We start from the raw sequence: 21,793 nt of genomic DNA on the forward strand, positions 1-21,793 counted from the left end.
CTGTCAGCCGCGCCGGCCGTGCATCCGTCCCTGCGCGCCGTATTGCGATGAACGTCATGCTGGACGGAGTCGTATCCGCCCTGGCTGCACCCTTCGCACGCTGGCTGGCTGACCCAGCGGGCGGTCTGCTGCACCCGCTCTGGTTCGTGGCGGGCGGGGGCATCACCCTGCTGGTCAGTGGGCTACCCTTTCGCATTCCCCAGCAGTACTGGCGATTCTCCGGTGTGGCGGACCTGTTCAGCATCGCCTGCGCCTCGGTTGTCAGCGCAACACTGTTTTCGCTGCTTTTGTGGGGCTGCGGATATCCGATCCCGACACCGACTTTTCCCATCATCCATGCGCTCGTCCTGCTAACCTCCCTCGGAGCGATCCGGATGGGATGGCGTCTGGCTGCGCGGCGGAAAGGGCTGGTCGTAGAGCGTGAACGTATTCTTCTGCTGGGTGCCGATCATGAGGCGGACCTGTTCCTGCGGGCCATGGAACGTGACAGTCAGGGAGGGCGCCGGGTTGTCGGTCTCCTGACGGGGGGATCACAGCAGGCGGGTCGTCGCATCCATGGCTGTCCCATCCTCGGCACGATCAGTGAAACGCCCGAAATCCTGGAACGGCTCTCGGCCGCGCATCGGCTGCCGGATGCGCTCGTCATCACGACGCCGGATCTGAAGGGCGCGCCCCTGTCCCGTATTCTGGAGGTGGCGCGGCATTACAATCTCGATGTTCAGCGCACGCCTTCCCTGACAGCGCTCAAACCGGCTGACAGCGTGGAACTGCGTCCTGTTGCCATCGAGGATCTTCTCAACCGGCCGCCGGTTGCTCTCAATTCGGAAGGCATGGCCCGGCTGATCGGGGGGCGCACGGTTGCCGTAACGGGCGCAGGAGGGAGCATCGGGTCCGAACTGGTGAGGCAGATTGCCTCTTTCGGCCCTGCCACGCTTCTGCTGATCGAGAACAGCGAATATGCGCTATGGCAGATTAACCTCGATCTTTCCGAACGTTTTCCGGGGATTGTCCGGCACCAGCTTGTGGCCGATGTGCGGGACCGGCGTCGGATCGGGGAAATTTTCGAGACCTACCGTCCGGCGCTTGTCTTTCATGCGGCGGCACTCAAGCATGTTCCCATTGTCGAGGACAATCCGATCGAAGGTGTCCTGACGAACGTGATCGGGACGCGCATCGTCGCGGACGCGGCAGAGCGCGTCGGGGCGGAAGCCATGGTCATGATCTCCACCGACAAGGCCGTGAATCCGTCCAGCCTGATGGGGGCCAGCAAGCGCTGCGCCGAAGTGTACGGGCAGGCGCTCGACATGCGCGCCCGGGCCGGGCGGGGCGGACTGCGCTGTGTGACCGTGCGGTTTGGCAACGTGCTGGGGTCCACGGGGTCCGTCGTGCCCCTGTTCCGCCGGCAGCTCGAACATGGTGGTCCGCTCACCGTGACACATCCAGATATGACCCGCTATTTCATGACGGTTCCCGAAGCCGTGGGTCTCGTTCTTCAGGCCGCGGTGCGCGGGACGCAGGACGGGCCGCGGGAAGATGCGACGGATGAACGTCTTCGGCAGGGTGGAATCTTCGTTCTGGATATGGGAGATCCGGTTCGGATCATGGACCTTGCCTGTCAGATGATCCGGCTGGCGGGACTGAAACCCGAGACGGACGTGGAAATCCGGATTACCGGTCTGCGCCCCGGTGAAAAACTGTTCGAGGAACTCTTCCATGGCCGTGAGGCACCCGTACCGACGGACGCGCCCGGCCTGCGCATGGCTTCTCCCCGCACCGTGGATTTCAGCGTGGCGACCGCCGCGATGGACGGGCTGGAAGAGGCCTGTCTTCAGAATGACCTCCCCACCGTCATGAGCATCCTGTATCGCCTTGTGCCGGAATTCATACACAACCGGGATGGTCTGGTGCCGTCCCCGGTTCTTTCTTCCCCTCCCGATCCGGAGATGACCCTCTCATGACCAGACAGATTGCCTTTCTGGACCTTCCCCGACAGCAGGCCCGCCTGAAAGGTGCGATCCAGCGCCGGGTGGATGCCGTGCTTCAGCATTGCCGCTTCGTGATGGGGCCGGAGGTTGAGGAACTTGAGCAGCGCCTCGCTGCATTCGGGGGGGCGAAACATGCCATCGGTGTGTCGTCTGGCACGGATGCACTCCTGATGGTGCTGATGGCGGAAGAAATCGGTCCGGGTGACGCTGTCTTCCTGCCGGCCTTTACCTATACCGCGACGGCGGAGGTGGTGCTTCTGCTGGGGGCGACGCCGGTTTTCGTGGATGTGGAGCCCGACACGTTCCAGATCAGTCTCGCTTCCCTCCGCGCCCGGCTGGCGGATGTGCGCCGGGACGAGGAGCTGGAACCCCGGGCCATCATTGCCGTGGACCTGTTTGGCCAGCCTGCGCCCTGGGACGAACTGAAGGCTTTCGCAGCGGAAACCGGACTGCTGCTTTTCGCGGACTGCGCCCAGTCTTTCGGTGCGTCCTATCATGGGCGCCGGCTGGGACATGAGGGACGCGCCACGACGCTGTCCTTCTTTCCGTCAAAGCCGCTGGGTGGATATGGCGATGGTGGCGCGATCCTCACGGATGATGAAGATCTCGCTGCTCTCTACCGGTCCCTGCGCACGCATGGTGAAGGCCGGACGCGCTATGAAGTCGAGCGGATCGGTATCAATGGACGGCTGGATACGCTTCAGGCCGCCGTCCTGCTGGCCAAGCTCGACGCTTTCGAGGGAGAGCTGGAACGCCGGGATGCCATCGCTTCAGCCTATGATGCGGCCATGCCGGAGACCATTCAGCCACCGGCCCGCGTGGCGGACAGTCAGAGCGCCTGGGCCATTTATACTGTCCTGCTGCCGGATGCGGAACGCCGGGATGCCCTTCAGGCGCATCTGAAAGCGGCAGGTGTCCCGACGGCCATTTACTATCCCAAACCCCTGCATCGTCAGCCGGCTTACAGTGAACACCATGATGGTGTGTCCCTGCCGGTCTCGGAGAGGCTTGGGAGTCATGTTCTTGCCCTGCCGATCCATCCGGAACTGACGGATGAGGACGTCCAGTACATCATAGCAGCCCTGCGCAGCTGGGCCGGAGAATAAGCGTGGAACGCAATCACAAGCTCCTTCTGGCCTTCTGTGCCCTTGTCTTCATTCCGGTGGGCATCATCTGGTTCGTGACATGGCCATTGCTGCATGCCTGGCATTTCCCGGAGGTGACAACCGGGCGTGTTGTGGCGCCGGTTAGTGCGGAAATTACGAGCGATGAGGCCCGGAACATCAATCTGTGGCTTCAGTCCCATGAAACGGCATGGGGTCCTTCCGGGGAGCGGCCGCCCGCGCCGGGGAATATAATTCTGGACATGGCCGGGCCCCAGAACCAGCATGTCATCATTTCTATCTGGAAGCATAAACACGAAAACAGCATTGTCGGTATCCAGACGCAACAGAATGGTCCATATCGCATGAATTCCTTCACGGACGCGGAAACACAGGCGCTCCAGCTTTCTGTCATTCAGGCACCACACGGGTGATGTCACGGGCTTCCGGCACCCAGAAAGGCTTCTGAAGTCCGGATGTCCATAAGCCTTGGTGCCTATCAGCAACCCGTGCCCGGATAAAGCCGCGCATGGGCTGTTGTGTTTTGGAGGATCCGCTTTCCCGGGCCGTGGCTCCTTTAGCATCAGCTATTCCCAGATCAGGGTCTTCCGGGTTTGCCGCAGGCCTTTACAAGGATTTCTCGAGCGCATTTGCGAACGCCGTTCCCGTGCCATCCTGTTCTCTTGCGCAGCGAAGATTTCTGTCAGGTTGGGATGTATCCAAGGCTCTCGATTGCAGGGTGCTGGCGATCTTGTTCGGCCGGAACGTATGTCGGGCCGGGCGTGTTCCTGAGCAATCGGTAGGTGGGCGTATAGCGTCAGGAATTGGCGACATGAGCGTATTGCGTGTTTCTGCCCTGGATGAGGACATAACAGCCGAAAGTGCGAAGAGCTGGGCCAGCTGCTCCCGCCAGATCGTCAGGGCTGGAAAATCTGTCCGGTGTGTTTGCGCCGTCAGAGTATTCCTTCCGGCGTGACAATGCGTCGGAAGGAGCAATGCGGAAAAATCAGGACGGCGTCTTCTGATTGTCGGAGGGGCTCTGGCTTTTCTGGAGCTTGCGCTGCTGTGCTTCTTCCTTGGAAATTTCCCCGACCACCTGCTGCGTGCGTGTGTTGTCTTCGAGGGGAGCCGTGGCCTTGTCGCCCATGGCCAGCAGGGCCGCCGTCAGTGGAGAGGCCAGGATCAGTCCCGGGATGCCAAGGATCGAGCCGAAGATCGTCTGGGACAGGACAGCAAGAGCAGGCGGCATGTGAACGGCGCGACGCTGGATCAGCGGGGCAAGAACATTGCCCTCGAAAAACTGGATGGTGCAGTAGAGGATCGTCACGAAGAGCGCTTCGTGTGTTCCTATGGAAAGACCCAGCAGAACTGCCGGAACCGCCCCAAGAATAGCACCGATATAGGGGATGAAATTGCACAGCCCGGCGACAACGCCGAGGGCCAGGGCCAGCGGAACGCCAATCATGGATACGCCAAATCCGGACAGCATTCCGACGACCAGCATGTCAAGCGCCTGTCCGGCGGTCCAGGCCCAGAGAGCCGTTCCCCCGGCCATCAGGAGTTCGCGTGCGCTTTCGCGCTGGTGAGGCGGAACGAGCCGCAGAAAACCGTCAATGTAGAGCGCCGGGGACAGGGCAAAATAGAGGCCCGCGATCACGATGACCAGAAGCGTCCCCATGACGCCGAAAACGCTGCTGACAAGGCCGGTTACGGAGCCTGCGAGGCCGGTGCCCCATGATCCCATGCCGCTGCCCGCATGGTTGTTGCCACCCAGCGCGGAGGGAAGTTCGTTCAGGAACAGGCGGCCGAGAGTGGAGCCGGCCAGATGTGCACGCAGGTCACCGGATTGGGAGGTCAGGACCTCGCGCAGACGGATAAACTGGTCACTGATGGCGGGCCCCGTGCTCCAGCCAAGACCGACGAGGGCTGCTATGATGACGAGGGCCACCATCATCACGGCAATCTGATAGGGAATGAAGGGTAGTCGCCGGCGCAGAATCCGCGCCAGTCCATGGAGGACGATCGCCATGAGCGTGGCGGCGAAAATGATGGTCAGCACATCCCCGACCAGCCAGATCGCCAGCATGGTGATGGCGATCGTCAGAGTCAGGCGCAGTAGCCCCGCGATCTTGGCCAGTTCCCGCGCACGGGGTTCCGTCTCGCTACGCTCGATCGGGTCCGAAAAGGAAATGGGCATGAAAGGGGGCAGTCCTTTGTCAGTCAGGCTTGGACTGGCTTAGGAGGAGAGGGAACGGGGGTCAATGCCATCCCCCGTTCCCTCCCTGTTTTAAGACAGCAGAAGCAAGGCCATCATGCCCGGCGGGCGATCTGGCTCTCCTCTTCTTCCAGATACGGACCAGCCGCAAGGACCTGAATGGCCAGCGTAGCCGGTGTCATCGTGCCAATGGACAGGATGCCGTCACCGGCGGTCCAGCGGTGTGCACCGGGTTCCGGATTGTTCCAGCCTTCGGCATCCGCCGTGTTGAGGTGCGTCTGGATCTGACGCGTGCAGGCGCTGTCATAGAGTGTGACCTCGCCGACCAGAACACCGAGATCGCGGCGGTCATCGAGGAACGGGCCGGTTACGTCACAGGGACGGCTCGTACGGGAGACGATCCGAACATTTTCCACGCCACCTGGAAGCGTGAAGACCGCACGGTTTCCAGCTATGCGACGCGGCGCGAGAAGCGTACCGTCCGCGAGGCGCAGATGCAGGGCGGCATCCTCCGTGGTGGAAGCAGGCACCGGAGCGGCTCCGGCGCGGCTGGCAATGGTCGTCCATACTGGCTCGACGCGGGCGCGGTCCGTCACCAGTTCCGCTGCTGCGTCCTGTTCCCAGCTTTTCGGTGCGCCGCCTAGGGAAGCGATGCGACCCGTCTGGGCGAAGCTCCGGCGGTTTCCTGTGTCGAGATAGGATTCCGTGGCCAGACCATTCGCAAGGATGACGGCGTGTCCGTCCGTTTCGACATGCAGGTAATCATAGGCGGTGATGCCACGGTCCCAGAAAATGGATGTCCCGTTGATCAGCATACGGACGGGAATGAAACCACCTTCGAGGAACAGGCAATGTTCACCGGTCACAAGCAGGTCACTGTGCGGGACGCCATCGGCAATTGCACCGGCGCGGATGCGGACCGGATAGCCCGCCAAGTCGTCCAAGGTGCCTGGGCGGACGCGCGTGCTGCGGCGACCGACCCATGTGACGGGGCGTGTTTCGCCATTCGCCGTCAGGAGGACATCGCCGATTTCGAGCGTCTCGACCGCACGCTCTCCCTCGGGAGTGGCGATCATGCTGCCTGGCAGGAAGCAGACTTCCTGAAGCTGGACCAGCGTGTTGCCATCCGTATCGCGGGAAACCACGACGCGCTCGTTGCTGTAGCCGTTGTAATTGTCGGCCAGCTTGAAATAGACGCGGGCGTGATCTTCCGTCACGACCAGCCAGTCATTGGTGATGTAGGCTGTGGTGTCGCCGGTAAAGCGCAGGAAGTTCAGATCGATCGTGCCGCCGTTGTAGAGCGTCGTTCCTTCCACGGAGGCGCCATAGTTCACGACCAATTTGCCGCCGCTGTAAACGGACGTGTCCTTCATGGTGCCATAGGGGGAGACGATGGCCGTGCCGCCATTGCCGATCTCTGTTCCCTTGGCCGTGCCGTAAAAGACGTACTGCGTGCTGCCCTGGCCAACCGTCGTGTCGGAAGTGTTACCGCCAAAAACGTACTGATCGCCGCCGTTCAGGGCCGTATGAACTGTCTGTCCACCGCAATAGACGGCTTCCACTCCGCCTGCGGTGACAGTAGTGTTGCTGGTCGTTCCGCCGTCAGCAACGGCCAGGAAGCCGTCATGGCCGACGGTGGCGTCATGGGATGTCCCGCCCTGGGTGACGACAGCGCTGCCACCACTGGTGATGGTGGTGTGGTTGAGGGTTCCGCCATCAACAGCCCAGAGAACCTTGCCATAACCACTGACGGTCAGATCGGAAGCGACCTGACATCCGTGGATCGTGACCAGGCATCCCTGCGGGGAGTAACCGGCATGTGGACGCTGGGAGGGGGCGTGGGGACCGGACGGAGCCGGGTGATATCTGTTCATCATTACGCTTTTTCCTTTCTGTCCGTGGCAGCCACCCCCGGATTTCCAGGGCCTGTGGCCTGAATCTCGCTGCCTGGAACAAGGTGTTAAGGATATGTGCCGACCCTGCGCCCGGTATTCGGCGGAAATTACGGGAACAGGTGTCAGCCTAATCTTAACGATGTCGAAGCGTGATGGTTAACAAATAGCTAATATTTCTTTCAACTCATTTGTTACAAATAATTTTTTGCAAACTATGACATAGCTTCCTCGAGCTCGGCCTGCGCCTCCAGCCAAGCTTCCTCCGTTTTGCCCTCGACCGTGGTCAAGGCGGCCAGATGGGTGTTGAGGGCGCCGATCTCTGTTGGGTTGCCGGACTGGTACAGGTCGGGATCAGCCAGCTGGGCCTCGATTTTCGCTTTTTCCTTCGCAATCTGGGCCAGTTTGGCTTCGGCGTCCCGGATTTTGCGGCGAAGGGGAGCCAGCGCCCGTGTCTGTTCCTTGCGGTCTGCGCGCCGCCCGGCGGGCACGTCTTCCGCCGGGCGGCGCGCAGTTTTCGTGCGCTCCGCATTTTCGGACCGGGCCTTGCGCGCGCGTTCGATCAGCCAGGCCTTGTATTCGGCCATATCGCCCTCGAAAGGCGAGATCGTCCCGTCCTCCACCAGCCAGAACCGGTCCGCCACCGATTCCACCAGATGGCTGTCATGACTGATCAGGATGACCGCGCCTTCAAATTCCGAGAGTGCGCGGATCAGGGCATCGCGCGCATCAAGGTCCAGATGGTTGGTCGGCTCGTCAAGAATGAGCAGGTGCGGGGCTTCACGCGTGGACAGCGCCAGAAGAAGGCGTGCTTTTTCCCCGCCGGAAAGTTCCGACACCTGGGTCTCGGCCCGGTTTTCGTCCAGTCCGAAACGGGCAAGCTGCGCGCGGACTGCAACGGGCGTCGCATCGGGCATGGCGCGGGCCATATGGTTGATCGGCGTTTCGGTCAGGACCAGTTCATCAGCCTGATGCTGAGCGAAATAACCGATCTTCAGCTTGGGGGAGTGATTGTAAGAGCCGGACATGGGCTCCAGCCGCCCGGCCAGCAGCTTGGCGAAGGTTGATTTGCCCCGTCCGTTCTGACCCAGCAGCGCAATCCGGTCTTCCATGTCCAGACGCTGGTTCAGTCCTTGCAGTATCACGCGTCCGTCATAACCGACGCTGACATTGTCGAGCGTGATCATCGGCGGGGGGAGGGGCTGTGGTTCAGGGAAGGAAAAGCGCGTCGGCGTATCTTCCACGACGCTGTCGATCTGGGGCAGGCGTTCCAGCGCCTTTAGGCGGGCCTGTGCCTGTTTTGCCTTGGTGGCCTTGGCGCGGAAACGGTCCACGAAGGACTGCATATGCGCGCGCTGGGCCGCGATGCGCTCGGCGGCCCGGTTCTGCTGAAGGGCCTGTTCCGTGCGGATGCGGACGAAATTGTCATAGCCGCCTGGCGTGAGGCTCAGTTTCTGGTGGTCCAGATGGGCGATGGCGTCCACGGTGTTATCGAGCAGCGAGCGGTCATGGCTGACGATGATGGCCGCGCCTGAAAACTTCGCCAGCCAGGATTCGAGCCAGAGCGTGGCTTCGATATCCAGATGGTTGGTCGGCTCATCGAGCAGAAGCAGATCCGGGTTCAGGAACAGTGCCGTCGCCAGAGAAACGCGCATCCGCCAGCCGCCGGAGAAGTCTGAAACCGGACGGAGCTGTGCGTCCTGATTGAAGCCGAGACCGGACAGGATGGCACCTGCGCGTGCGGGGGCAGTATAGGCGTCAATGGCGATCAGCCGTTCATGCACGTCCGCGATGCGCGTCGGATCGGTGGCGGTTTCGGCTTCCGCCAGAAGACGTGTGCGTTCGAGGTCACCTTCGAGCACCGTGTCGATCAGGGATGTATCCCCGAAAGGTGTTTCCTGCTTCACGCGGCCCATCGTGGCGCGGTTGGCCAGTGTGATCGTGCCGCCATCAGGGGCGATGTCGCCGGCAATGGCGGTCAGCAGGGTGGATTTTCCCGCGCCGTTCTTTCCGATCAGGCCGATCTTGCGCCCCGGATCGACACTCAGGGATGCGCCATCCAGCAGTGTACGGCCAGCGATGCGAAGGGTCAGGTCAGTAATGGTGAGCAGGCTCACGGGCGCCTCGATCGGTCGGGAAGGTGAAAAAACCGCGACAGACCTATCAGGAACGACGATTTTGCTCTAGGGGAACGGCTGGATTTACCCCTTTTGTCCAACCAGGAGAAGAAAGATGGCTCTCGAGCGCACGCTTTCCATCATCAAGCCCGACGCCACGAAGCGTAACCTGACCGGCAAGATCAATGCCGTGTTCGAGGGAGCTGGTCTGCGCATTGTTGCCCAGAAGCGTATCCAGCTGACCGAAAAGCAGGCTGGCGCTTTCTATGCCGTTCACAAGGAACGCCCGTTCTACGGCAGCCTCGTCTCCTCCATGACGGCTGAACCGGTTGTCGTGCAGGTCCTGCAGGGCGAGAACGCTGTTGCGAAGAACCGTGAAGTCATGGGCGCGACGAACCCGGCTGACGCTGCCGAAGGCACGATCCGCAAGCTGTTCGCCGAGAGCATCGAAGCGAACTCCGTTCATGGGTCCGACAGCCTGGAAAACGCGAAGAACGAGATCGCCTTCTTCTTCGCCGAGACCGAAATCCTGCCGTAATCCACGGCCTGGAAAGTCAGTCTCTGCCAGAAAGGGCGCGGGCTTCATGGCCTGCGCCTTTTTTTGTCTTGGATTGATTTGTGAGTAAAAAAAGTCCCTCCGTTTTCAGTCTTAGTTTTCTATGAAAGAATCGAGGGGAATATTGCCATTTAAAATGCGAACCTGAATGCGATTTGAAGAAGGTGAAATATTTTCTGGTAGTGTGAGGTGATAGCCGAAAGCGCCAGAGCCAATGCCTGCATTCTTGAGGTCTTCTCGAAAATTATTGGCGATTCCGACGTCGACAATGTGGTCATTAACGACAAGACCAACGATTTGTGAAATATTACTATTTTTTCTCCAGCACCATCCCGAAACTAATTGACCAGAAATAGTGTCGATCCAACCTTCGTATAGTGAGACATCTTTCCTAATAGACGGAGCGATGGTATATTGGAGTTGGCGGACAAGTGTATCCGTATCCTCTGTAAAACTTTGTCCCAGAAAAACTAAAAAAGCTTCAACAAAAGATTGAATATCTGTCTGAATAAAATCTTCTTCCAGAATTAAGGCTTCAAGAGAACTGGAGAGCGCGGATTTTAAGTTTGTCGCCACCTGATCGATACGCTGGGTTGCAAGGTGTCGAGCAGAGGAAGCCATGACATGAGGATTGCCGGTCAGAAAGCTCATCAGGGATTTTAAAACGATTACGCTACGTAATCCTTGGATGGGAAGATATTGAGCTAAGTCTAGTTCCGTGCTGGAGAAACCTGTAATAGCAAGGCGATGATTTTTTTCGGTTTGAGCAATCGAAAATTTTCTAAGAATATCCCATGTGCCAGCTTGAAGTGCACTTTTAACTGTATGATTTTCTTCGATAGGCTCGTTAATAGAAATACAATTAAACCCTAAATTTCGTAAAAAAGCACTTACGAGTAGGTCTGTTTCAGAGGAAAGAGAAGATATTGCGAGAACAATAGTATCATCGTCTAAATGATCTTTTGCATTTAGAATTAAGGATCTTGGAGAAGGAATTTTATCAACGGGTTTTGTCATGCGTTCTATTTTTATTCCCGATAAAAAATCGATGGAGCATCCAAGTTCTTTTAAGATTTTCGGAAAATCAGGAATATATGTTGCGCCTTTCGTGTTAAAAAGGTTCAAATATTCTGTTTCCGACATTCTAAGATATTTTACCAGATGCCATCCAATTCCTTGATCGTTTTCAAAAGCTGCAAGTGCTTTGGGATCGTCTATATCAACCCAAGGACGTAATTTATCTCGTGAATGTGCTAATAGTGTTGCAAAAGGTTTTGCATGACAGTGAATGTAAACAATATCGCTAGGGGTTACTTTAACAGAAGCAGATGTTAAATGTGATCCATGATCAAGAGGAACAATTAATTTTTTGCTAAAAAATACTTTGCTGTACGGATGCTCTTGGTAATACTCTGGATGACCAATTATATTAAGATAGTTCTTCGTAACATGATAAGTAGTTTCCGAAAATGGAATTGATGTTAGATAGTTTTTTATACTCAGGGAATCACATAATACCTTCCCATTTTTGTGAATAGCTAAGAACTCATCACAGTCCAATGGGAAAAAGAAATCATAATTTCCACTTTCATTCAATTGTACGATACAATCTGTCAGAATGGCGCCTTTCGAAGGATAGTCTTCTGACGTAGAAAATCGACGATCGACATGAACGCCTAGGTCCTCATATTCGCGAAGAAGCCGTTTCGTCTTGAGATTACCAGATCCATTGTCAAATATGAAAATATTCTCATAACCAAATAATGCGGCATGATACCGCACCCAAGGTTCAAGTAATTCAGATTCATTGCGTTGCATGAGTAAACAGGCACATCGCAAATTTGAATCAATCATGAAATCGATCTCTATCAGTTAAAGGGTTGTCGATATGGAAACTCAGAGAGGCAAAATAAGCAAGATGTGCCTCTGGAAGGCATGTTATTAAAAAACTGCTCCAGAACTTCACGGCTGTGAGGCTGAGAAATGTATGAAGGAGATAGCAATCCTACCATATCGAATGGCGATACGTCGAAACTGCTTGAGATGGTTGAATACCCGCGCAGGATAAAAATCTTGCCGTAGTCCACAGTCCGCGCTTTTTTTGATGGTTTCTGTCTGGTGGAACTTCTGTGCGACAGCCGCTGTTATCTCCCTGACCAAGGGAGACCGTCATGCTTGTCGTCCATCATCTGAACAATTCCCGTTCCCAGCGTATTCTCTGGCTGCTGGAAGAACTCGAACTGCCTTACGAGATCCGGTACTACAAACGGGATCCGAAAACCATGCTCGCCCCGCCTGCGCTGAAGAAGGTTCATCCACTCGGCAAGGCGCCTGTCCTGGTGGACGGAGACATTGTTCTCCCTGAATCCGGCGCAATCATCGAATACATTCTCAAACGTTATGGAAACGGACGGCTGATGCCTGCCGAAAATACGCCTGAATGGGTGCGCTATATTTTCTGGCTGCATTATGCCGAAGGTTCGGCCATGCCGCCGCTTCTGCTGAAGCTTGTGTTCCAGATGCTGCCGGAAAAGGTGCCGTTCCTGTTACGACCGCTGGTCCGGAAGATTTCCTGCGAAACGCAGAAAGCTTTTGTGAACCCGCAGCTGACGCTTCAGATGGATTTCTGGGAAAGCGAACTGGCGCAGACTGGCTGGTTTGCGGGGGACGGTCTGACCGGTGCCGATATTCAGATGAGCTTTCCGATGGAAGCTGCCGCCTCTCGGGCCGATGCGCTGCCGGGCCGGCCCAATGTCCGGAATTTCCTGCAACGAATCCATGCCCGGCCAGCCTATCAGCGCGCCATCGAGAAGGGTGGCCCCTATATCTATGCTGACACGTAAGGACTGTTCTCTAAAGTAGGGAGCGGCAGACCTTTTCCAGCATGGCGGGGTAGAGAATGTGTTCCTGTTCCAGCACGCGGGCCGCCAGTAGATCGGGAGTGTCGTCTTCAAGAACCGGGACCCTAGCCTGACCGAGAATCGGCCCTTCATCCACACCATCCGTCACGAAGTGGACGGTGCAGCCATGGTCCTTGGCGCCGGCCCGGATGGCAGCCTCATGCGTATGTAATCCGGGGAAAGCGGGCAGGAGGCTTGGATGGATGTTGAGCATCCGTCCGGCCCATGCTCCAACCAGCCAGGGGGTCAGCACCCGCATATAGCCCGCCAGCACGACCAGTTCCGCGCCGCTGGCACGGATGGCTTCGTCGATCTTCCGTTCGTGGGCTTCACGGTCCTTCCCGAACGGCCGATGATCGATTGCCAGCGTTTTTAGTCCGGCATCGCGTGCGACATCCAGACCCGGAGCGTTCGGCCGGTTGCTGAGTACCAGTACGATTTTTGTCGGGAAATCCGGTTTCTGGCAGGCCTCGATCAGCGCCCGCATATTGCTGCCGCGGCCACTGATGAGGATGGCGATGGGGATTTTTCGCGTCATGCGAAGGAAACCGGAGCCGTCAGGGCATAGCGGTCTTCCGACTGCACGACCTTGCCCATGATGAAACCGGTCTCGCCCTGTGTGTCCAGTTCCGCGAGGACTGCTTCCGGATCGGGCGTGACGAGAACCATGCCGATGCCGCAGTTGAACACTTTCAGCATTTCATCATCCGCGACGCCGCCTGCCTGTGCCAGCCACCGGAACACGGACGGTATCACCCATGCCGAACCGTCGATCCATACGCCCAGACCTTCCGGCAGGACGCGGGGCAGGTTCCCCGGCAGGCCGCCACCGGTAATATGCGCGCAGCCATGGAGGAGGCCTTTCGCATGCAGGTTCAGGACCGTGCGGACATAGAGCTTCGTTGGTGTCAGAAGGGCTTCGGCCAGTGTCCGTCCTTCGGCGAAGGGGGCGGGATCGTTCCAGCCAAGTCCGGAGCGCCGGACCACATCCCGTACCAGTGAGAAGCCATTGGAATGGACGCCGGAAGAGGGCAGTCCGATCAGCGTGTCTCCTGCGCGGATGCCTGCGGGCAGAAGCCGGTTACGTTCTGCGGCCCCGACGCTGAAACCGGCGAGGTCGTAATGGCCAGGGCCATACATGCCCGGCATTTCCGCCGTTTCGCCACCGACCAGTGCACAGCCTGATTCCGCGCAGCCCCGGGCGATTCCCTTGACGACGGTCGCGGCATCCCGGACGGAAAGTTTTCCCGTGGCGAGGTAATCGAGAAAGAACAGGGGGGTTGCGCCCTGCACCACAAGGTCATTCACGCACATTGCCACGAGGTCGATTCCGACATCGTCATGCTTGCCGGTTTCGATGGCGACCATCAGTTTCGTGCCGACACCATCCGTGCAGCTGACCAGCACGGGGTCAGTGAAACCGGCGGCTTTCAGGTCGAACAGGGCGCCAAATCCGCCGAGACCTCCCATCGTTCCCGGGCGGTCGGTGGCCTTTGCCGCTGGCTTGATCGCATCGACCAGAGCATCGCCCGCGGCAATGTCCACACCGGCTCGTGCATAGCTGGCGCCCTGGGTGTCAGGCTGATCGGTCATGATGAAAATGTTCCCGCTGGTTGACGTGACGCCGTTCTAAAGCATCCTGCGCGCAGGCGGAACGCCTGTTTGATGGCGTAACGGCATGGAAAAGGGGCGGCGATGACAAAACGGGGCGACAGGACAACCGGCCAGAATGGCCCCGTGGGCGCGCAGATGGCATTTCCGTTGCGCCGGGCCACGGCCATGACTGCCGAGCGTTTCATCGCGGGCCCGTCGAATTCCGCGCCAAGGGCGTGGCTGGCCCGGAAAACATGGCCCGACGGCCGTCTGTGGCTCTGGGGCCCTCCGGGGACAGGCAAGACCCATCTCCTGACGATCTGGGCCCATGAGCATGATGCCACGGTGCTGGATGCACGGCTGTTTTCCCGCTCTTCCTCTGGTGGGCGCATTCGCGTCGTTGGTAATCTCGCGCTTGATAATGCCGATTCGCCCGGAGATGAGGCGACGATGCTTCATCTCCTGAATGATGCCGTCTCACAGGGGGACCGCGTTCTGCTGGTGGGGCGACTGCCGCCGTCCCGTACGCATTTTGCTCTTCCGGATCTCGCCAGCCGCCTGCGCGCCACCGCTACCACCGCCACCGGGGAGCCGGAGGATACCCTGCGGGCGATGCTTCTTCTGTCGCTGCTGGCAGACCGTCAGCTTGTGGTCTCCCAGTCTGTGACGGAATGGCTCTGGCGGCATCTGCCCCGGACGGGCAGCGCTCTTGTGTCCGCGGTGGAGCGGCTGGATGAAGCCGCACTGGCACGGGGAACGTCGATCACGCGTGCCCTTGCGCTTGAAATGTTGCCTGACCTGCTGCGGCCGGACAGCTAGACTGACACGAAAACGACGTTTGACAGGGGCTGTGTCTGTCGTCGATTCTGTTCATGTTCGTTCTTACGCCTTCCGGAAGAGACTATTGTGACGAGTGAGAATTCCAGCCGCCGCCCCCGTCGTTCACCCCGCAAATCCCGTCAGGGAGATGTTACTCCCGCGGTGAGCCGGGCGCGCAGACGTCGGATGGTTGTTCCGACGGCTGAGGATTACGCGGATATGCCGACGTCTCCCGCCCGGTTCATCAACCGTGAACTCTCCTGGCTGGACTTCAACCAGCGCGTCATCGAGGAAGCGGAAAACCCTCGCAATCCTCTGCTCGAACGTGTCCGCTTCCTCTCCATCAGCGCCAGCAACCTGGACGAATTCTATTCCGTCCGCGTGGCCGGACTGGTGGGGCAGGTTCGCGAAGGCATGGTGGTGCGCAGTCCGGATGGCCTGACGCCGGCCCAGCAGTTGACGGTCGTTCGTGAAAAGGTCCGGTATCTTCTGGCCGAACAGCAGCGTGTCTGGTGTGCCCTTGAAGAGGAGCTAAAACAGGCCGGTATTTTCGTCCTGCCGCCCGACCGTCTGGACGAGCAGGACCAGGCCCAGCTTTCCACCCTCTTTAATGAACGGATTTTCCCGGTCCTGACACCGCTTGCGGTCGATCCATCCCATCCGCTGCCTTTCATTCCCAACATGGGACTGGCGCTCGTGCTGCGGCTCAAGGACCCGGTCAGCAGTGCTCACGTCATGGATGGTCTGATTCTTCTGCCGACGCAGGTGCCCCGCTTTCTGCGTCTCCCCTCGCGGGTCAGGGCCGGAAGCAAGGCGCAGGACGACATCCGTTTTGTTCTGCTGGAAGATCTGATCACTCTTTTTGCGGACCGTCTCTTTCCGGGGCTGACCATTGATGCGGCCGGTGTGCTGCGGATCATCCGTGATACGGATGTCGAATTCGAGGATGAAGCTGAAGATCTGGTCCGATCCTATGAAACAGCCCTCAAGCAGCGGCGGCGGGGGGTTGGCATCCATCTGGCGGTGGACAGGAAGCTGCCAGAAACCATCGGGCGTGAAATGGGGGAGGAACTCGGCGTCAGTGATGAGGATATTGTCGTCACGCCACATTTCGTGGGGCTGACGGACCTCAAGCAGCTGATTGTCGATGATCGGCCGGGGCTGGTTTTCCCGCCTTACACCCCCCGCTTTCCCGAGCGTGTCTTGGATTATGACGGAGACTGCTTTGCCGCCATCCGGGCCAAGGACATTCTCGTCCATCACCCGTTCGAAAGTTTTGACGTGGTGGTGCAGTTCCTGCGGCAGGCTGCGCTTGATCCCAACGTGCTGGCCATCAAGCAGACACTTTATCGTACCTCCCGCGACAGTCCGATTGTCCATGCGCTGATCGAGGCCGCCGAGGCAGGCAAGTCCGTTACGGCCATGGTCGAACTGCGCGCGCGGTTCGATGAGGAAGCGAATATCCGCCTCTCACGGGCGCTGGAAGCGGCGGGCGTGCAGGTCGTGTTCGGATTCGCGCATCTCAAGACCCATGCCAAGCTGAGTCTCGTGGTGCGCCGGGAAGGCAATACGCTGCGGTCCTATGCCCATTTCGGGACCGGGAATTATCATCCCATCACGGCCCGGATCTATACTGACCTGTCGTTCTTCACCTGTAATCCGGCTCTGGCTTCCGATTCCGCCCGACTGTTCAATTACATGACCGGCTATGCCACGCCTGTGAAAATGGAGGCACTGGCGTTCTCTCCCATCACCATCCGGTCCACACTGGAGAAGCTGATCCGGGACGAGATCGGGTATGCGAAAGCGGGCAGGCCGGCGAGAATCTGGCTGAAGATGAACAGTCTCGTTGATGCCGAACTGATTGATTTGCTTTACGAGGCCTCGCAGGCCGGCGTGAAAATCATTGGCATCATCCGGGGTATCTGCTGTCTGCGGCCGGGTGTGCCGGGTCTGTCTGAGAATATCGAGATCAAGTCGATCGTGGGGCGTTTCCTGGAGCACGCCCGGGTTTTTGCTTTCGGAAACGGGCATCGGATGCCGTCCACGAAAGCAAAAGTTTTCATTTCTTCCGCCGACTGGATGGTGCGGAACATGGACTGGAGGGTAGAAGCCATGGTGCCCATCACCAACCCGACCGTCCATGCACAGATTCTCGGCCAGATCATGACCATGAACATCAAGGACAACCTTCAGAGCTGGACGCTCTCGAAGGATAGTCGCTGGCATCGTGTTTCGCCGGGCGCGCATCCATTCTCCGCCCATGAATACTTCATGAACAATCCGTCCCTGTCCGGCCGCGGGTCGGCTGCGCGGGAGAAAATCCTGCCGGAGGGGCTGCGGCCCCGCGAACGGCCTGACCGGATCCTGGAAGACTGAAAACCCTGTATGTCCTCACCCGCCGCCCTGCGCTCCGCCATTGTCGATCTCGGGTCCAATTCGGTCCGTCTCGTTGTTTTCGAAGGCGTGACCCGTAATCCGCTTCCGATCTTCAATGAAAAGGTCACTCTCAAGCTGGGCCGGGGGCTGGACGCCACGGGGCGGCTCAACGAAGAGGGTGTCACCCTGGCGATGGACGTCCTCGGGCGATTTCATACCGTTGCGCGGGCCATGGGGGCGGAGCCGTTCGAGGTCCTTGCGACCGCCGCCGTGCGTGATGCCAGCAATGGCCCGGATTTCGTCGCGGCTATCCGGGCGCGGATGCCCGGCGTTCCCATCCGTGTTCTGGAGGGAGAAGAGGAAGCGGATTATGCCGCGCGCGGTGTGTTGTGTGGTCTGCCTGAGGCCAACGGACTGGTCGCCGATATCGGCGGTGGCTCGATGGAACTCATTCACATTGCGGACGGGCAGTATTTCGAGGCCCTGACCACCAGACTCGGTGTCATCCGCCTTCAGGACCGTGCCGAGGGGAACATCGAGGTTGCCGCCGACATCGCAAGGCAGATGCTGGGCGAGGTGAACTGGCTGCCGGGCATGACGGGACGTCCGCTCTATCTCGTCGGCGGAGCATTCCGGGCGCTGGCACGGTTACAGATCGCCAGAACGCGCTACCCCCTCAATCTCGTGCATCTGTTTACCCTTTCGGAAGGCGGTGCGCGGGAACTGGCGGACTGGGTCATCAACGCGCCAAGACGCACGCTGGAAAAACTGCCCGGCGCGCCCCGGAAGCGCTTGGGGGACGCACCTTTCGCGGCTGTGGTCCTGCGCTGCCTGATGGAACGGGTCAGGCCGTCCAAGGTGGTGTTCAGCGTCGATGGCCTGCGTGAAGGCTGGTACATGAAGCACATCGCATCCTCGGTGGCCGCAGAGGATCCGATGAAAACGCTGGCGCAGGACATGGCGAACCGCCTCGCGCGGAGCGTGGGCCTGTCCCACCCGCTGGTTGGCTGGACGGCGCCTCTTTTCCCGCATGAAACACCACATCAAAAGCGCCTGCGCGTTCTGGCCTGTACGCTGTCGGACATCGGCTCCTACGACCATCCGGAATACCGCGCGGAGCAGACCTATCGCCGCATCATGCATGGGCATGGCGTGGGCTTTGAGCATACTGCACGCGCGTTCATCGGGTTGACGCTGGCGGTCCGTTACGAGGTTCCGCTGGATTCTCCGCTGATCGAACCGTCCCGCCAGCTGCTGTCCCGTTCGGAAATCGAACGCGCCATCTGTCTGGGCCTCGCGCTGCGTCTGGCCTATACGCTGTGTGGCGGTACGGTTGTCCTGCTGGAGGAATGCAGGCTGATCGTCGAGGGTGACCGGCTGGTCCTGATCCTCGGGGCGCGGAGTGTCCGGGCGGCGGGAAGTGCAGTCCGTCGCCGTTTTGAAAGACTGGCTGCGGCCATGCAGCTTGAGTGTCAGGTAAGGGAAGAATGAGGGTTCGTAAAAACAGGGGAATGAAGGCCGTACTCGGTCTGGTATCGGCACTGGCCATGGCTGGCGGTCTGACGGCCTGCCACAAGGGTCATGACCGCAACAGACTGTGGAGCATTGTCGGAACGCAGTGCGCGAATGATGCCGGTCACAATCCCTGTACCGTCTATGATGCGAAGGATGGGTACGCGCTCCTGAAGGACCGTAACGGCAGGGGACAGTATCTTCTGATCCCGACGCTCAGGACTCCCGGCGTGGAAGATCCGGACCTGCTGAAACCTGATGAACCAAACTACTTTGCGGATGCATGGGCTGAACGTGGGCACGTGGCGCAGTCCTACGGTTTTCCGATCCCGGATGCCCATCTGTCCCTCGCCATCAATTCCCGTTCCGGGCGCACGCAGGATCAGCTGCATATCCATGTGGACTGTCTGTCTCCCTACGTCCGGACGGAACTCGACAAGAACATGATCACGGAGGACTGGTCTTTGGTCTCCCTCTATGGTCATCCGTATCGTGCGAAAGTGGTGAAGAGCCTTGAACCGTCTCCGTTCCGGGTGCTGGCGGCTGATGACATGTCCATCCATACGCTGGTCGTGACGCCGGCCAAACACGGTGGTTTCATCCTGCTGGACGATCAGGCCCATGCTCTGGACTTCGCCTCGGGTGAGGAGCTTCAGGATCACAAATGCCATATCGACGATCCGAAGCATAAACACATGGTCATGGATGGTCTGGACATGGGGATGCATCAGAACGGCATGATGTAAGTGCCGTGAGAAGGATTTGCCCCGGAAGCGAAATTGTTCGATAAAAATCGAACAACCTTCCTTTCCGGAGCTTTGCCAGTGAAGCCGTCATTGAACTGGCCGTTACTTGCGCTTGCCGTAGGTGCGTTCGCCATCGGTACGACTGAGTTCACGCCAATGGGTCTGCTGCCTGTTATTGCGCAGGGCCTTCAGGTCAGCGTTCCCAGAGCGGGTGGGCTGGTGACAGCCTATGCCATGGGCGTCATGATCGGAGCGCCTGTCATGACGCTCCTTCTCACGCGTTTCCGCCGCAAGCTGTCGCTGATGCTGCTGATGGGCATTTATGTCGCGGGGAATCTGCTCTCGGCCGTGTCCGCGGATTACAACGTACTGTTTGCGGCCCGTGTGCTGACAAGTCTGGCGCATGGGGCTTTTTTTGGTCTCGGGGCCGTGGAGGCTTCGCTTCTGGTCGCGCCCGACCGCCGGGCCAGCGCTGTTGCGACCATGTTCATGGGGTTGACGGTTGCCAATATCATTGGCGTTCCGGCTGCAACCTGGCTGGGCATGAATCATGGCTGGCATATGGCTTTTGGTGTCACGGCCCTGCTGGGCGTGCTGACCATGGTGGCGGTCCAGCTGGCTCTCCCCGCACGGGAGATCGGTCCGCCGCCAGATGTGGCTGCGGAACTGCGCGTTCTGACCCGGGGAAACGTGCTGCTGGCGCTCCTGACTACGGCCATCGGGGCCGGGGCGATGTTCGTGCTCTACACTTATATCGCTCCGATCCTCCAGCACATCACCCATGCCTCTTCCATTGTCATCACGGTTGCCCTCATGCTGACAGGGGTGGGGTTCTCGATTGGAAACGCCATTGGCGGTCGCAGCGCGGACCGTTCGCTGGACGGCAGTCTACTGGTTTTTTTCCCGGTGCTAGGCTGCGTCATGCTGGCTTTCCCCTGGATGGCCCGAACCGTTCTTGGGGCGCTGCTGGGTACGCTAGCGTGGGGTACTGCCACTTTCGCTCTCATGCCTGCGCTTCAGATGCGTGTCATGCAGGCGGCCCATGGTGCTCCGGCGCTTGCGTCGTCCATGAATATCGGCGCGTTCAATCTCGGCAATGCGCTGGGCGCCGCATTTGGCGCGATCGCTCTGTCCATGGGCTTGGGTTATGCGGGTATTTCCGTTATCGGAACGGTTCTGGCCCTGTTCGGGGCTGGTCTCGTTCTCCTATCGCGAAAGGTCGCTCCGCCGTGACACGCTCTTTTCTGCTCGCCGCTGGCCTGCTCGCCAGCGTCACCTTCATGCCGGGCACGGGTCTTGCGAAACAGCCGGCCAATGTCGGTGATGCCATCATGGCCGCCAGCGCCTATCATGACAGCGGCGATTACCAGCGCGATTTTGACGCTGTTACCGCGCAGGCGCGGCAATGGATCACATTCGAAGCGCCGAAAGTGCATCGTCCGGCCATCGTGCTCGACATTGACGAAACCACGCTGTCCAACTGGGATGAAATCCGGGCGGATGCGTTCGGTTATATTCCGGCTGGTCCGTGTGACAGCCTGCCCAAGGGACCGTGCGGTGCCATCGCGTGGGAGAAGAGCGGTCGTGCGCCGGCTTTTGCTTCAATGAAAGCGCTGATCGACGAGGCACAGGCGCATCATGTCGCGCTGTTCTTCATCACGGGCCGCCACGAGGACGAGCGCGAGGCAACGGCGAAGAACCTGCGTCTGGCAGGGATCACGCACTGGGACGGGCTGGATCTGCGGCCCATGACGTCCCACGGCTATGCTGCGCATTACAAGACACCCACCCGGGCTGCGATCGAGGCCAAAGGCTATACGATCATCGCCAGTCTGGGCGACCAGCCGTCCGATCTGGAAGGCGGCCATGCAGAAAAGGCCTTTCTTCTGCCCAATCCGTTCTACCGGGTTCCGTAACGGCGAGCGACAGGACCATTCCGTAACGTGAAGGGCGTCCCCATCAGCAGGCTGGGGACG

General features: G+C 59.1%; 17 protein-coding genes. 11 read left to right on the plus strand and 6 right to left on the minus strand.

Annotated features, from left to right (window positions below; all coding sequences use genetic code 11):
* The first annotated feature begins 47 nt into the window (after nt 1-47).
* Genes GMO_RS02955 through GMO_RS02965 form a run of 3 tightly spaced genes read left to right on the plus strand, consistent with a single transcriptional unit; the run spans nt 48 to nt 3,522 of the window.
* A complete protein-coding gene (locus GMO_RS02955) occupies nt 48-1,958 on the plus strand; it encodes a polysaccharide biosynthesis protein (RefSeq protein WP_083813608.1) in 1,911 nt (636 codons plus the stop codon).
* Nucleotides 1,955-3,091: a DegT/DnrJ/EryC1/StrS family aminotransferase gene (locus GMO_RS02960; RefSeq protein WP_008850780.1), complete on the plus strand. Its 1,137-nt coding sequence runs from the start codon at nt 1,955-1,957 to the stop codon at nt 3,089-3,091. Before GMO_RS02955 ends, GMO_RS02960 begins: the two co-directional genes overlap by 4 nt.
* A gap of 2 nt (nt 3,092-3,093) precedes the next feature.
* Nucleotides 3,094-3,522 (plus strand): hypothetical protein, encoded by a 429-nt coding sequence (locus GMO_RS02965; protein ID WP_008850781.1) that lies wholly within the window; start codon nt 3,094-3,096, stop codon nt 3,520-3,522.
* A gap of 572 nt (nt 3,523-4,094) precedes the next feature.
* Here the strand turns inward: GMO_RS02965 and GMO_RS02970 are convergent.
* The 3 genes from GMO_RS02970 to GMO_RS02980 all read right to left on the minus strand — a co-directional run bounded on the left by GMO_RS02970 (nt 4,095) and on the right by GMO_RS02980 (nt 9,312).
* The gene (locus GMO_RS02970) at nt 4,095-5,285 is read right to left on the minus strand and encodes an AI-2E family transporter (protein ID WP_008850784.1); all 1,191 of its coding nucleotides are present in this window, start codon (nt 5,283-5,285) and stop codon (nt 4,095-4,097) included.
* Between the two features lie 113 nt (nt 5,286-5,398).
* A complete protein-coding gene (locus tag GMO_RS02975; protein ID WP_008850785.1) occupies nt 5,399-7,180 on the minus strand; it encodes a Hint domain-containing protein in 1,782 nt (593 codons plus the stop codon).
* 230 nt (nt 7,181-7,410) lie between these two features.
* Nucleotides 7,411-9,312 (minus strand): ABC-F family ATP-binding cassette domain-containing protein, encoded by a 1,902-nt coding sequence (locus tag GMO_RS02980; RefSeq protein WP_008850786.1) that lies wholly within the window; start codon nt 9,310-9,312, stop codon nt 7,411-7,413.
* Nucleotides 9,313-9,427: 115 nt separating this feature from the next.
* Here GMO_RS02980 and ndk point away from each other — a divergent pair, with 115 nt between their 5' ends.
* Nucleotides 9,428-9,850, plus strand: coding sequence for a nucleoside-diphosphate kinase (gene ndk, locus GMO_RS02985; protein WP_008850787.1), 423 nt, complete (start codon nt 9,428-9,430; stop codon nt 9,848-9,850).
* Between the two features lie 111 nt (nt 9,851-9,961).
* Here the strand turns inward: ndk and GMO_RS13715 are convergent, their stop codons facing one another.
* Nucleotides 9,962-11,722, minus strand: a complete 1,761-nt coding sequence (locus tag GMO_RS13715) for a glycosyltransferase family 2 protein (RefSeq protein WP_008850788.1) — start codon at nt 11,720-11,722, stop codon at nt 9,962-9,964.
* A 317-nt stretch (nt 11,723-12,039) separates the two neighbouring features.
* Here GMO_RS13715 and GMO_RS02990 point away from each other — a divergent pair, with 317 nt between their 5' ends.
* On the plus strand, nt 12,040-12,711 hold the full coding sequence (locus tag GMO_RS02990; RefSeq protein ID WP_008850789.1) for a glutathione S-transferase: 672 nt from the start codon (nt 12,040-12,042) through the stop codon (nt 12,709-12,711).
* A 10-nt stretch (nt 12,712-12,721) separates the two neighbouring features.
* Here GMO_RS02990 and purN read toward each other — a convergent pair whose 3' ends face one another.
* On the minus strand, nt 12,722-13,306 hold the full coding sequence (gene purN, locus GMO_RS02995; RefSeq protein WP_008850790.1) for a phosphoribosylglycinamide formyltransferase: 585 nt from the start codon (nt 13,304-13,306) through the stop codon (nt 12,722-12,724).
* Nucleotides 13,303-14,361, minus strand: a complete 1,059-nt coding sequence (gene purM / locus GMO_RS03000) for a phosphoribosylformylglycinamidine cyclo-ligase (RefSeq protein ID WP_008850791.1) — start codon at nt 14,359-14,361, stop codon at nt 13,303-13,305. Before purM ends, purN begins: the two co-directional genes overlap by 4 nt.
* A 102-nt stretch (nt 14,362-14,463) precedes the next feature.
* Here purM and GMO_RS03005 point away from each other — a divergent pair, with 102 nt between their 5' ends.
* The 6 genes from GMO_RS03005 to GMO_RS03030 all read left to right on the plus strand — a co-directional run bounded on the left by GMO_RS03005 (nt 14,464) and on the right by GMO_RS03030 (nt 21,733).
* Nucleotides 14,464-15,180 carry a DnaA/Hda family protein gene (locus GMO_RS03005; protein ID WP_008850792.1) on the plus strand — a complete coding sequence of 239 codons (717 nt, stop codon included), beginning with the start codon at nt 14,464-14,466 and terminating at the stop codon, nt 15,178-15,180.
* Nucleotides 15,181-15,366: 186 nt separating this feature from the next.
* Entirely contained in the window at nt 15,367-17,559 is a 2,193-nt protein-coding gene (locus GMO_RS03010) for an RNA degradosome polyphosphate kinase (RefSeq protein WP_008850793.1), read from the plus strand.
* A gap of 9 nt (nt 17,560-17,568) precedes the next feature.
* Complete coding sequence (locus GMO_RS03015) at nt 17,569-19,050, plus strand: Ppx/GppA family phosphatase (protein WP_008850794.1); 1,482 nt, start codon at nt 17,569-17,571, stop codon at nt 19,048-19,050.
* Nucleotides 19,047-19,817, plus strand: coding sequence for a CDP-diacylglycerol diphosphatase (locus tag GMO_RS03020; RefSeq protein WP_050801376.1), 771 nt, complete (start codon nt 19,047-19,049; stop codon nt 19,815-19,817). The genes GMO_RS03015 and GMO_RS03020 overlap by 4 nt, the downstream gene beginning before the upstream one ends.
* A gap of 90 nt (nt 19,818-19,907) precedes the next feature.
* Nucleotides 19,908-21,050 (plus strand): MFS transporter, encoded by a 1,143-nt coding sequence (locus GMO_RS03025; RefSeq protein WP_040507715.1) that lies wholly within the window; start codon nt 19,908-19,910, stop codon nt 21,048-21,050.
* Nucleotides 21,047-21,733 carry an HAD family acid phosphatase gene (locus GMO_RS03030; protein ID WP_008850797.1) on the plus strand — a complete coding sequence of 229 codons (687 nt, stop codon included), beginning with the start codon at nt 21,047-21,049 and terminating at the stop codon, nt 21,731-21,733. The genes GMO_RS03025 and GMO_RS03030 overlap by 4 nt, the downstream gene beginning before the upstream one ends.
* The last annotated feature ends 60 nt before the right edge of the window (nt 21,734-21,793 follow it).

It is taken from the genome of Gluconobacter morbifer G707, assembly GCF_000234355.1.
Classification (GTDB): Bacteria; Pseudomonadota; Alphaproteobacteria; order Acetobacterales; family Acetobacteraceae; genus Gluconobacter; species Gluconobacter morbifer.